Here is a 12701-nt window from a genome sequence, read left to right as displayed (position 1 = left end):
GTGTCTTTTGCGAAAACTTATGGAGAGCTTGAACCCTGCAACCTTAACGTTCGAGTTGAACGTTATAGTTATGTCAAGTAACTCATGTCTGTGACGGTATTTCCTCTGGTTCCCACATTCAATGACCGGGTCCGCGTGTCGGATTAATACCGGGCAAAGAATGCGGTCAGCGTGTTACGGGGTGCCGCGGCACACTGACGTCGTACACCCGGACGGGGTTTTTGGGGTCTGCAGGAACCTTGAGGAGCGCCTCCAAGACTTTAGCCTTAAGTTCCTTCTCCGACGCATTTCCCCAGATGATGGTCTGGCCATCCACGAGCTTGAGCTCGACCGCGTCCACCGACTGGGCGGACGCGTTGGACAGCTTCGCGAGGACGTCGGCGGGCAGGGCACCGAGGACGGCCGCGGTGGCCCGGAACAGGTCCTGGCCGATGGTGCCGGCGCCACCGTCAATCACGGGAAGCGACACAGCCGACGGGTCCGCCATGACGGCCAGCCGGACCCCCTCAACATCCACCAGCTGGTACTGCTCCCCCTGCTTGACCAGCGCGACGGGCACACGCTCATGCACAGCGACGGCCAGTCCCGACGGCGGCCGCGCCTCGGCAGAAACGGACTTCACCTGGACCAGGGGCTCCAGCAGCCGGCCCACTTCCTCGTCTGTGATCTGCGGCAACGGTTTGCCGCGCAGCGGTTCGAGGGCGCCCTGCACCTGTGCAGGCGTCAGAAGCCGGGTGCCCGAAACGGAAATCGTGTCCAGGGCAAGGGCAGGGGAAAAAATGGCGGCGGCCAGGAGCCCGGCCACCAGCGCTGCCAGCGTCGCCGCAACCACCAAAAAGTTCCGCTTGCGCCGTTTGCCCCTGGGTTCGGGAAAAGCCAGGACATTTTCGGCCGCACCGGCGGACTCCGGGCCGGTCTTGTCCTTCCGAAACCCGGAGAACCGTACTTTGCCGGGGACCGCGGACGCACCTGTCCCGGACAGCTTGCGGGCCTTTACGGCCTTGTTCGCTTTCTTCCCCGTGGCCGCGGTTTTCTCCGGCTCAACAGTGGGAACGCTGCGGGAGGCCGAAATAACGTCGTCGCCGGCGGGAGCAGGCCGGCCCCGCACACCGGCGCGGCCGCTGCCGTCGCCAGTGGCACTGCTGCCACTCCGGCCGCCCGGGCGGTAGGTGGGGCGGCGGGTGCTACCCACGCAGCGCCTCGACGATCAATGGGCCGTAGGATGTTACGTCCCCGGCACCGGCGGTCAGCACGATATCGCCGTCGGACGCGCTGCCCACCAAAGCCGCGACCGCTTCACCGGCCGAGACCAGCCTGCCCCCGCCGCGCAGGTGGTCGGCGATGAGCTGGCTCGTGACGCCGGGAATCGGGTCCTCCCGTGCCGGGTAGATGTCCAGCACCAGGGCGGTGTCTGCAAGGTTCAGCGCCTCGGCGAAGTCGCGGGCGAACTCGCGGGTCCGGGAAAACAGGTGGGGCTGGAAGAGGACGTGGACCTTGTGGCTGCCCGCTACCGAACGTGCTGCGGCGAGGGCGGCACGGACCTCGGTGGGGTGGTGCGCGTAGTCGTCGAACACCCGCACTCCCCTGGCTGAGCCCTTCAGTTCGAAGCGCCGTGACGCCCCCGAAAAACCGGCCAGGGCGGCAGCAGCTGCTGCCGGCTCCACGCCCAGCTCAAGGGCAACGGCGAAGGCGGCGGCCGCGTTCAGGGCGTTATGCCGGCCAGGCACCTGGAGCGAAAGGCCGTGGCGGCCGGCCGGCCCGGAGACGGCCACCCGCCCGGGGCCGTCGTCGTGCAGCACCAGGTCGGCGCCCGGTCCTGTCCCGTACAACACCACACGCGTGTTGCCGCGCGCCCTGGTTCTTTCCGCAAGGGCCAGCGCGCCGGCGTCGTCCGCGCAGGCCACGAGTACGCCGTCCGCGGGAAGCAGCGCCGTGAACCGGTCGAAGGACTCATACACGGCCTCGGCGGTGCCGTAGTGGTCAAGGTGGTCGGGCTCGACATTGGTGACGACGGCGATGCGGGGCCGGTAGTTGAGGAAGGAGCCGTCGGACTCGTCGGCCTCGGCGACAAAGATGCCGGACGTGCCGTGGGCTGCATTGACGCCCAGGGCCGGAACGTTGGCGCCGATGGCGAAGGACGGGTCCAGGCCGGCGCCCTGCAGGAGGACGGCAACCATGGAGGTGGTGGTGGACTTGCCATGGGTTCCGGCCACTGTGACGACCACGTCGTCCCCCATGGTGGCCGCCAGGGCTTCGGAGCGGTGCAGGACGGGCAGCCCTGCTTCCCTCGCGGCGGCCAGTTCCGGGTTGTCCGCCCTGATGGCCGACCCGGCAACGATTGTCTGGGCGTCTCCCAGGTTGGTGGCGTCGTAGCCCACGGCGACGCGGGCGCCCGCGGCTGCGAGGTCCTTCATGACCGGCAGGTCCTTGGCGTCGGAGCCGCTGACCGGAACGCCGCGGGCGACCATGATTCGCGCCACGGCGGACATCCCCACGCCGCCGATGCCGATGAAGTGGACCTTGCCGAAGGACTCAAGGCCGCCGAGGGGTCCGCTGGCGGGCGGGGCGTCCTGGCCCGGTTGGTTCGGGAGGTTCATGCTTGTACCGCTTCCAGGATGAGGCCAGCCATGCGCTGGTCGGCGTTTCGGATGCCCAGCCGGTAGGAGTTCGCTTCCATGCCGGCCAGTCGGGTTTTGTCGGCGATAAGGGGAATCAGTTCCCGGGCGACCCAGCCGGCGTTGAAATCCCGGTCCGGGACCAGCAGCGCACCGCCGGCGGCAACAAGCCCCGCGGCGTTAAGGGACTGTTCCCCGTTGCCGATCGGCAGCGGCACCAGCACCGCGGGCACACCGACGGCTGCGGCTTCGCAGACCGTTGCGGCCCCCGAACGGGCCAGCAGCACATCCGCGGCGGCATACACGAGCTCCATCCCGTCCACGTATTCGACCTGCCGGTATCCCGGAGCGGCAAGCGGGTTGCCGGCGTCATCGAGGACGGACTTGCCGCGGCCGGTGATATGCAGTGTCTGGATGCCTGCGGCGCCCAACTGTCCAACGGAACCGGCGATGGTGCGGTTGATGCTTTGCGCGCCGGAGGAGCCGCCGGTGACGATCAGCGTGGGCTGCTCCGGGTCCAGTCCCAGGGCTTCGCGGGCCGCGGTACGCGCAGTTGCCCGGTTGAGGGAAGAGATTTCGGTCCGCATCGGCATGCCCACGTGAACGGCGTGCCGGAGTGGGGTGCCTTCGAAGGCGACCGCCACGCGGTCGGTCAGCATGGCCCCCACCCTGTTCGCGAGTCCCGGCCGGGCGTTCGCTTCGTGGATGACGATGGGGATGCGCCGTTTCCTGGCCGCCAGGTACATGGGCGTGCAAACGTAGCCGCCGACACCCACCAGGACGTCTGCCGCTGCTTTGTCGAGGATGGCCCCGGCCTGGCGGACTGCCCCGGACAGCCGGGCGGGCAGGCGCACCAGGTCGGTTGAGGGTTTGCGCGGGAAGGGGACACGGTCGATGGTGGCAAGTTCAACGCCGGCGGCAGGAACCAGCCTGGTTTCCATTCCGGACGGTGTTCCCACTGCGAGCAGGGCTGCCTCGGGTGCAGCCTTCCGCACGGCCGCGGCGATGGCCAGGAGGGGGCTGACGTGGCCGGCTGTGCCGCCGCCCGCCAGCACAATGGAGGGGCTTTTTGGGGTCATCTGGGATCAGGCACGCTTTCTTGCAGTCTTTTTCTTCTCGGCAGTTCCCCGGCCCTTGGCCTTGAACTTCAGCATCTTCTTGGGACGGATGGCAGGAGCCATCTGCTCCCTTGCCAGCGACAGCACCACGCCGATGGCGCACAGGGACATCAGCAGCGCCGAGCCGCCATAGGAGATGAAGGGCAGCGGCACGCCAATAACCGGCATCAGTCCGGTCACCACGGCCATGTTGACGGTGGCCTGCCCCAGGAGCCACACCATGATGGTGCCGGCCAGGACGCGGTGGAACACGTCCTCCTGGGCGACCACCACGCGGTAGATCGCCGCTCCGAGGATGGCAAAAAGGATCAGTACGACGACGGTTCCCACCAGGCCGAGTTCCTCGCCGATGATGGCGAAGATGAAGTCGTTGTGGGCTTCCGGGATCCAGCTGTACTTCTGCCGGCTCTGGCCGAGCCCGACTCCGAACCAGCCACCGGAGGCCAGGCCGTAAAGGCCGTTGGTGGCCTGGTAGTTGGCGTCGATGCCGTCGGCGCAGGACTGCCCCGTCCACCAGGACGTGATGCGGCAGACCCGGTTGGGGCTGGTGACTGCCATGACTGCGGCGCCGGCCGCGCCAATCAGGCCTGCGATGCCAAAGAAGTACAGGGGGGCCCCGGCGAAGAACAGGGCGGCGGCAGTGATCATCATGATGATCATGGCGGTACCGAGGTCGTTGCCCACCATGACCAGCACGATGATGGCGCCTGCCATGGGCACGGCGGGCACCGCCACGTGCAGCCAGCGGCTGAGCAGTTTGCCCTTCCTCGCGAGCACCGTGGCCATCCAGAGCGCCAGGGCCAGCTTCGACGCTTCGGACGGCTGGAAGGTGATGCCGCCGATGTCGATCCAGTTCTTGTTGCCGTTGACCTCTGCACCGACTACCTGGACCAGGACCAGGAGTACCAGCGCAACACCGATGGCGATCCAGGCCAGCCGCTTCAGCCACGTCACGTTGATGCGGGAGAGCACGAACATCGTGAAGATGCCGATGCCCGCGAACATGCCCTGCTTCAGGGCGTCTCCATAGGGCGACTTCCCGGCGGCAATGGATTCCACGCTGGAGGCGGAGAGGACCATCATGATGCCGATGGCTGTCAACGCCAGGGTTGAGCCCAGGATGAGGTAGTACGTGGAACCGTTCCGGGACGTTCCGTTGCCTTCCAGCACAGACCAGAACCGGCGGCGGATGGACGCCAGCCTTGCGGGCAGGGTGGCCGGCGGCCGGGCAGGAGTGGCCGGGGAACCCGGGCCCGGCTTGCGCGCGGGCTGCTGCCGGGTGGGCGTGCTGACCATTGTTACTCCTCGCCGGTCTGGGCCTGCCCTTCCACCAGCTCGCGGACAGCTTCGATGAAAGTGTCGCCACGGTGAGCATAGGAAGAGAACTGATCCATGGACGCAGCTGCGGGAGCCATCAGCACAGTGTCGCCGGGTCCGGCCAGCTGGGCTGCTGACGCAACGGCCAGGGACATCACACGTTCCCCGGAGAGGGGGGAACCGGCATTAACGGCACCGGACGCTGCAGCAGTCTGCACCTCTTCAGTGTCACCCGGTACGGCCGTGATCACCGGGACATCCGGCGCGTGTCGCTGGAGCGCCCCGCCGAGGGTCGAGGTGTCGGTACCGATCAGCACCACCGCCTTCAGGCGGCGGGCGTGCTCCCGCACCAGGTCGTCGTAGGAGACACCCTTGGACAGGCCGCCGGCAATCCAGACCACGTTGTTGAACGCGGCCAGCGACGCGGATGCCGCATGCGGGTTCGTGGCTTTGGAGTCGTTGATCCACAGCACGTCGTTCTGCCGCGCCACCAGCTGGATCCGGTGGTCGCCCGGAATGTAGTCCCGGATGCCCTGCCGCACGGCTGCCGGGTCCACGCCGTAGGCGCGGACCAGGCCGGCTGCCGCGAGGGCGTTGGCCACCATATGGCGGGGTGCGAAGGCGCCGAGGTCCTGCAGGGAGGCGAGCTCGGCGGCGCTGTCCTTGCGCTCCTCGATGAAGGCCCTGTCCACGAGCAGGCCTTCCACGACGCCGAGCATGCTGATGGAGGGCGTGACGGTGGTGAAGCCGATCGCGCGGCAGCCTTCGACGACGTCCGCGTTTTCGACCATGCGCTCGGTCTCGAACTGCTCGGCGTTATAAATGCAGGCCTTCTGCGTCTGTTCATAGACCTTGGCCTTGTCCGCCAGGTAGGAGTCGTAGGAGCCGTGCCAGTCGACGTGGTCCTCGGCGACGTTCAGGCAGACGCTGGCCACCGGTGACAGCGATTCTGCCCAGTGCAGCTGGAAGCTGGAAAGCTCAACCGCGAAGACGTCGTACTCTACGGGGTCCCGGATGGCGTCCAGGATGGGTGTGCCCACGTTGCCGACTGCGACGGCCTTCAGTCCTGCGGCCCGGAGCATGGACTCTGTCAGGCCGACTGTGGTGGTCTTGCCGTTCGTTCCGGTGATGGCGAGCCAGTCGGCCGTCTTGCGGCCTTCCCGGACCCTGACCCGCCAGGCCAGTTCCACGTCGCCCCAGACCGGGATATGGGCACGGGCGGCGGCGGCGAGCAGGGCCTGGTCCGGGCGCCAGCCGGGCGAGGTGACGATCAATTCCGGAAGTTCGCCGTCGATGCGGGGGATCCGACTGACGGCGTCCTCACCCAACAGGACGTCCGCGGCACCAACGATTTTGAGTGTGTCGGCATGCGCGCGGGCGGTTTCGCTGGTGGCGGCATCGACAACCACCACGCGGGCGCCCAGTTCGATCAGGGTGTCCGCGGCGGCGAAGCCGGAAACACCGATGCCGGTGACTGCGACGCGCAGCCCGGCCCAATCGGAGTCCCAGGAGACAAGGTTTTTCAGGCGCGGGGATACGGTCACAGCAGCACAACCCATTCAGCGTAGAAAATGCCAAGGCCTACGGCCACGAAGAGTCCGCCCAGGATCCAGAAGCGGACCACCACGGTCACTTCCGCCCAGCCCTTGAGCTCAAAATGGTGTTGCAGGGGCGCCATCTTGAAGATGCGCTTGCCGCCCGTGGCTTTGAAGTAGCCCACCTGGATGATGACGGACAGGGTAATCAGGACGAACAGGCCGCCGATGATGCCAAGCAGCAGCTCGGTCCTGGACAGGATGGCAAAACCGGCAATGGCTCCGCCGATGGCCAGGGACCCGGTGTCGCCCATAAAGATCTTTGCCGGGGACGTGTTCCACCACAGGAAGCCCACCAGGGCGGCGCTCATGATGGCGGCGAGCAGGGCAAGGTCCAGGGGATCCCGGACCGAGTAGCAGCCGCCTCCGGCCTCCCGCGGGGACCCGCAGGCCTGGTTGCTCTGCCATATGCCCATCAGCGTATATGCACCGAAGACCATCACGGAGGCCCCGGCGGCCAGTCCGTCAAGGCCGTCCGTGAGGTTGACGCCGTTGGTGGCGGCCGTGACGATCAGGTTGGACCAGACCACGAAGAGGATCGCTCCGAGGACTGTGCCGCCGAAGGCCAGGTCCAGCCAGGGCAGGTCGCGGACCAGGGAGATCTTGGTCGACGCCGGGGTGGCGCCGTCCTCGTTCGGGAAGTTCAGGGCAAGGATGGCGAAGATGATGCCCACCGCGGCCTGGAGGATCAGCTTTGCCTTGGCGTTCAGGCCAAGGCTTCGCTGCCGCGAGATTTTGATGAAGTCGTCCAGGAAGCCCACCAGGCCCATTCCCACCATCAGGAACAGCAGGATGAGGGCGGAGGCGCTGGGGCCGGGCGTGTCAGGGTTCATCAGGTACATGATGAGGTGCGTGAGTCCGTAGCTCAGCAGGACCGCGCCCACCACCACGGTTCCGCCCATTGTGGGGGTGCCGCGTTTGGTATGGTGCGAGGTGGGTCCGTCGTCGCGGATGAACTGTCCGTAGCCGCGGCGTACCAGGAGCCTGATGAAGAGGGGGGTGCCCACGAGGGCGCACAGCAGGGCCAGTCCGGCGCCGATCAAAAGTGCAATCACGGCAGAGTGCTCCTTTCGTCGGCGGGGTGGCGGGATGGGGGTAATGCTATCCGATCGCCCAAATGGCGCAGGCCCACGCTGTTGGAGGACTTGAAGAGGACCAGGTCGCCTGGCTGCAGTTCGGCGTCGAGCAGCTCATACGCCTCTTCCACGGTCTCCGCGAAGATGCATTCATCCCCCCAGGATCCTTCCTGGACGGCGGAGACGTAGAGCGGCCGCGCCTCACGGCCGACCACCACAAGGCGGTTGATGTTGAGGCGGACAACCTGGGTGCCGACTGCGGTGTGTTCGCGGATCGAGTCCTCCCCGAGTTCGAGCATGGCACCGAGGACGGCCCAGGTGCGCCGGCCGCGGCCGAGGTCGGCCAGCGTGCGGAGGGCTGCGCGCATGGATTCGGGGTTGGCGTTGTAAGCGTCGTTGATGATGGTGACGCCGTCGGCGCGCTCGGTCCGCTCCATCCGCCAGCGGCTGGCGGCGGCCTGGTTTCCGAGGGCTTCCGCGATGTCGGCGCCCGGAATGCCCGCGGCGTAGGCAGCCGCGGCCGCAGCCAGCAGGTTCCCGGTGTGGTGGGCGCCGATCAGGCGGCTGGAGACCCGGTGGGGACCGTCTCCTTCCGGGAAGAGGAGGTCGAACTCGGGGTTGCCGCTGGAGTTGGTGTCAGCGTTGAGCGCCTGCACGGCGGCATCGGCATGCCCTTCGGCGGAGAAGCCGAGCACGGTTGCCGTGGTGCGGGTCCGCATGGCCGCCACCCGGTCGTCGTCGAGGTTGATGATCGCGGTGCCGGCGCTGGAAAGGCCCTCCACCATCTCGCCCTTGGCGCGGGCGATGTTGTCGACTCCCCCGAACTCGCCGGCGTGTGCGGTTCCCACACCGAGCACTACTCCGATATCCGGCTTGACCATCTCCGCGAGGTAGCGGATGTGCCCGATGCCGGTGGCGCCCATCTCGATCACGAGATAACGGGTTCCTGTGTCGGCCTTGAAGATGGTGAGGGGGACGCCGACTTCGCCGTTGTAGGAGCCCTGCGGCGCCACGGTGGTTCCCTTCGCGGCGAAGACTCCCGCGAGAAGGTCCTTCGTGGTGGTTTTACCGGCGGAACCGGTGATGCCCACCACCGTCAGTTCTTCCCCTGCCTCCGCCCGTGCTGCCCGGATCCTGCGCACCGCCTCGGCTGCGAGGGCACCCATGGCCAGGACGGCGTCCGGCACTACCACCGAGGGGTACGGGGCACCATCCGGGCCCGGCACCGGGCGCTCGACCAGGGCCAGGACGGCTCCGGCGTCGAAGGCTGCGGCAAGGAAGTCGTGGCCGTCGGCGTGCTCGCCGGGTTTCGCGACGTAGAGCGAACCCGTGGTGGCTTCGCGTGAATCCGTTACCACCGAAAGGGGCGTGATTCCGGGATCGGCGTCCAGGCGCCCGCTGGTGATTTCGGCGATTTCCGCCGCAGTAAATGCAATCATCTCGGTCTAGGACTCTATCCGGTCGTCTCGGAGAACGTTGAATCCCCTGGCTGTCAAGGCGGTCCGCAGTTCCACCCGGTCGTCGAGGGCGAGGTTGACCCCTTTTACTTCCTGCCAGACCTCGTGTCCGCGTCCTGCGACGAGGATGGTGTCCTGGGGCCGGGCGAGTTCGACGGCGCGGTGGATGGCGTCGGCGCGGGGAAATACCTCGAGGACTTCGCAGGGCAGTCCTTCATTGTCACGGGCTTCCAGCGCACCGGCCAGGACGTCCCTGCGGATTGCCGCATCGTCCTCGTCGTGCGGGTCGTCATCGGTGATGATGACGGTGTCTGCAAGGCGTGCGGCGATGGCGCCCATGGCCGGGCGTTTGCCCTGGTCGCGCTGGCCGGTGGCGCCGAAGACCACGATGAGCCGGGAATCGGGCACCGGCGCGCGGACGGCTTCCAGCGCCCGGGCCAGCGCGTCGGTGTTGTGCGCGAAATCGACGACGGCGGCGGGCTCGGCGCAAACCAGTTGCATGCGTCCGGGCACGGCGACGGTGAAGGGGTCCGCAGCGTCGAGGGCAGCCTGCAGCTCGGCCGCGTCGACACCGGATGTGAGCACCATGAGGGTGGCGAGGGCGGCGTTGGCCACGTTGAAGCTTCCGGGAAGGCCGGTGTGGACGCGGAGCTCCGCGCCGCCGGGCCCGGTGAGTGTGAACGCCGTGCCCAGCCCGCGCGCCGCCGTCGAGGTGACCGTCCAGTCCGCTGCCGTTCCCGGCGTGGTGGCGAGGGTGGTGACCGGCACTCCCCCGGCGTCGGCAAGCCGCCGCCCCCACCCGTCGTCGACCGTTACTACGGCCTTGCGTGCGCGGGCGGGCGTGAACAACTCTGCCTTGGTGGCGAAGTAGTCTTCCATGGTGCCGTGCAGGTCAAGGTGGTCCTGGGTCAGGTTGGTGAAGCCAGCGACGTCGAACACGAGTCCGTCCACGCGCTGGTAGGAGATGGCGTGGGAGGAAACTTCCATGGCAGCCGCGGTCAGTCCCCGCTCCCGCATCAGGGCGAGCAGCCCGTGCACATCGGTCGACTCTGGCGTGGTGAGCAGGCTGGGGATGGGTTCGCCACCGGCGAGGATTTCGATGGTCCCGATCAGTCCGGCGCGCAGGCCCAGTGCTGCCAGCAGCGAGTTGATGAAGTAGGTGGTGGTGGTCTTGCCGTTGGTTCCGGTGACGCCGAACAGGCGCAGCGCTGCGCCGCCTCCTGTATGGGCGCCGTAGATCATGGCTGCCAGCGGGCCCGCCACGTTCCGGGGCGCCGGCACCACCAGGACGGGCACCGGAGTATCGGCAGACAGCGCCATCAGCCTGGCACCGGCTTCGTCCGTCAGCACCGCAACTGCGCCATTCCCGATCGCCTGGGCAGCGAAGTCGGCTCCATGCCGGGTCGCGCCGGGCAGGGCGACATACAGGTCGCCCGCTTCCACCGCGCGGGAATCCAGCGAAATTCCGGTTACCGGCGTATCCGCGGCAGTCCCGGGAACAACGACGCCGACAGAGTCGCCAAGGGTGCCCAACGGGACCGGCGTCACGGCCGTTGGCCGGAAGCGGGCCTTGGTGGCAGGAGACGCGGGTTCGGCGCCGTCCCGGGACGTGGTGAAGTCTGACAAGGGATCTCCGATGGTGCTAGTGGAACGTTGTTGGCGCAGGCGGGCAGCAACAGCGCATGCCGTTGCGGCCGTCGAGGCCGGGTGCTACTTGGCGTACTGGGGCAGCCTGGCCGGCTCGCCGGTGGACGGCTGGACATTGTAGGTCCGCAGTGCCTGGCTCATCACCGACCGGAAGACCGGCCCGTTGGTAATTCCGTAGATGCTGCCCTTGGGCCGCTGGAGTACCACCTCAACAATAAACCGCGGATCATCCATGGGTGCCATGCCCACCAGCGAGGCGGTGTATCCGCAGTACCCGGCGCCATCGTCGCAGGGGGACTCCGAGGTGCCCGTCTTCGCCCCGACACGGTAACCGTCGATCCCGGCGTCCTTGATCTGGCCCTCCGTGACCGCGCTCTCCAGGATGTCCTGGACCTGCTGCGCGGTGTTGTCCGAGACAACCTGCCGGGGCTCCGCGGACGGCACCTTTTCCTCGGTACCGTCAGAAGATAAATAGGAGTCGATGAGGCGGGGCTGGAGCATGACGCCGTTGTTGGCAATGGCCTGGAACGCCCGGACCGTCTGCAGGGTGGATTGCGAAACGCCCTGGCCGAACAGCACCGTGTACTGCTGCCGCCCATCCCACTGCTCCCAGGGAGTAAGGATGCCGGAAGCTGTGGCGGGCAGGCCAATATCGGGGGCTTCTCCAATGCCGAACTTCTTCAGCCAGTCGTGGCGCTGCTCCTTGCTCAGCCGTTGTCCCGCCATCACGGTCCCGGTGTTCATCGAATAGCCGAGGATGCCGGCGAGGGTGCGTTCCTCCGTGCCATGGGCGAAGGAGTCGGTGAAAGTTTGGCCGTCCACCGTGTAGGAGGGGCCGAGGGTGAACGTGTCCAGCGGACTGGATTTACCTTCTTCAATCAGCGCGGCCGCGGTCAGCATCTTCTCCACCGAACCCGGCTCATAGGCGGCCGTGACCGCGCGGACCCCGCGGTCCTTCGCGGCGACCAGCCCCGGATTGTTGGGGTCCGGGGCGTTCGTGTCAGCCATGGCCACCAGGTTCCCGGTTTTGACGTCCATAACGATGATGACGCCCCACTCGGCACCGAGCTTGTCGGTCTGGCTTTGGATGGCCTGCTGCGCAAAGTACTGCAGGTCGGAATTGATAGTGAGCTTAACATCCTTGCCGTCCTCCGGCGGCGTCAGCTCGTCCATGCCAACGGGGATCCGAAGGCCGTCGGCTCCGATCTCAAACAGCCGCTTGCCGTCCTTGCCCCGGAGCAGCCCGTCCTGGGTCTGTTCAATTCCGGCCTGGCCGGTGCTGCCGTCCTTGAGGAACCCGATAATGCCACCGGCCACTGAGCCGTTGGGATACACGCGTTTGCTCACGCCCTCGGTGACGATGCCGGGGATCTGGAGTTTCGAGATGCGGTCTTCAACGTCCGGTTTAACGTCCTTGGCGACGATGTAGTACGGCTGCTCGCCGGTGACTGCGTCGCGGACGGCGTCCTTTTGCATGCCCAGGGCGGAGGCAAGTTCGGTCAGGCCCTGGTCGCGGGAGACGTCCACCAGCTTGTTGTTCGCTTCGTCGAAGCGCTTGAACGTTTCAGTCTTCGTGTTGACCCTCTGGTCCACAACCACGTTGTAGCGGATAACGCTGTTGGCCAGCACCGTTCCATTGGCGTCGAGGATGCTGCCGCGTTCAGCCGGGAGAACCGTCTCGGTCATCCGCTTATTGAGGGCTGCCGCTGCCATGCCGCCGACGTCGAGGCCCTGGACCAGGAACAGCTTGCCGCCCACTACCAGCAGGAGGGTAAGCATGATGCCAAGCCCCAGCCGCAGCCGCCTGGTGGCATTGGGCGTCCTGACGTTACCTGCTTTGCCGGTCCTCTGCGCCACCGTGGAATTCCTTGCTTTT

9 protein-coding genes are annotated in these 12701 nt (G+C 67.0%); all 9 read right to left on the bottom strand.

The window, feature by feature from the left end; genetic code table 11:
- Window positions 1-166: 166 nt before the first annotated feature.
- Complete coding sequence (locus ACYQ1Z_RS17125) at window positions 167-1192, bottom strand: cell division protein FtsQ/DivIB (RefSeq protein ID WP_459793746.1); 1026 nt, start codon at window positions 1190-1192, stop codon at window positions 167-169.
- Window positions 1185-2597, bottom strand: a complete 1413-nt coding sequence (gene murC / locus ACYQ1Z_RS17120; RefSeq protein WP_459793745.1) for a UDP-N-acetylmuramate--L-alanine ligase — start codon at window positions 2595-2597, stop codon at window positions 1185-1187. The genes ACYQ1Z_RS17125 and murC overlap by 8 nt, the downstream gene beginning before the upstream one ends.
- Window positions 2594-3694, bottom strand: coding sequence for an undecaprenyldiphospho-muramoylpentapeptide beta-N-acetylglucosaminyltransferase (gene murG / locus ACYQ1Z_RS17115; protein WP_459793744.1), 1101 nt, complete (start codon window positions 3692-3694; stop codon window positions 2594-2596). Before murG ends, murC begins: the two co-directional genes overlap by 4 nt.
- Before the next feature lie 6 nt (window positions 3695-3700).
- Window positions 3701-5029 (bottom strand): putative lipid II flippase FtsW, encoded by a 1329-nt coding sequence (gene ftsW, locus ACYQ1Z_RS17110; protein ID WP_459793743.1) that lies wholly within the window; start codon window positions 5027-5029, stop codon window positions 3701-3703.
- Between the two features lie 2 nt (window positions 5030-5031).
- Window positions 5032-6609 (bottom strand): UDP-N-acetylmuramoyl-L-alanine--D-glutamate ligase, encoded by a 1578-nt coding sequence (gene murD, locus ACYQ1Z_RS17105; RefSeq protein ID WP_459793742.1) that lies wholly within the window; start codon window positions 6607-6609, stop codon window positions 5032-5034.
- On the bottom strand, window positions 6591-7700 hold the full coding sequence (gene mraY, locus ACYQ1Z_RS17100; RefSeq protein WP_459793741.1) for a phospho-N-acetylmuramoyl-pentapeptide-transferase: 1110 nt from the start codon (window positions 7698-7700) through the stop codon (window positions 6591-6593). The genes murD and mraY overlap by 19 nt, the downstream gene beginning before the upstream one ends.
- Window positions 7697-9160 (bottom strand): UDP-N-acetylmuramoyl-tripeptide--D-alanyl-D-alanine ligase, encoded by a 1464-nt coding sequence (locus tag ACYQ1Z_RS17095; RefSeq protein WP_459793740.1) that lies wholly within the window; start codon window positions 9158-9160, stop codon window positions 7697-7699. The genes mraY and ACYQ1Z_RS17095 overlap by 4 nt, the downstream gene beginning before the upstream one ends.
- Before the next feature lie 6 nt (window positions 9161-9166).
- The gene (locus ACYQ1Z_RS17090; RefSeq protein WP_459793739.1) at window positions 9167-10804 is read right to left on the bottom strand and encodes a UDP-N-acetylmuramoyl-L-alanyl-D-glutamate--2,6-diaminopimelate ligase; all 1638 of its coding nucleotides are present in this window, start codon (window positions 10802-10804) and stop codon (window positions 9167-9169) included.
- Between the two features lie 84 nt (window positions 10805-10888).
- Window positions 10889-12682, bottom strand: coding sequence for a peptidoglycan D,D-transpeptidase FtsI family protein (locus ACYQ1Z_RS17085; protein ID WP_459793738.1), 1794 nt, complete (start codon window positions 12680-12682; stop codon window positions 10889-10891).
- Window positions 12683-12701 lie beyond the last annotated feature (19 nt).

The organism is Arthrobacter sp. AD-310, from assembly GCF_054656615.1.
Note: the sequence above shows the minus strand (reverse complement) of the source record. Positions and strands in the feature narration are given on the sequence as shown.

Bases quoted from the DNA above. Each gene is read 5' to 3' on its own strand.
- murC (WP_459793745.1), bottom strand. From the start codon at position 2,597: ATGAACCTCCCGAACCAACCGGGCCAGGACGCCCCGCCCGCCAGCGGA.
- murG (WP_459793744.1), bottom strand. From the start codon at position 3,694: ATGACCCCAAAAAGCCCCTCCATTGTGCTGGCGGGCGGCGGCACAGCC.
- ftsW (WP_459793743.1), bottom strand. From the start codon at position 5,029: ATGGTCAGCACGCCCACCCGGCAGCAGCCCGCGCGCAAGCCGGGCCCG.
- murD (WP_459793742.1), bottom strand. From the start codon at position 6,609: ATGGGTTGTGCTGCTGTGACCGTATCCCCGCGCCTGAAAAACCTTGTC.
- ACYQ1Z_RS17095 (WP_459793740.1), bottom strand. From the start codon at position 9,160: ATGATTGCATTTACTGCGGCGGAAATCGCCGAAATCACCAGCGGGCGC.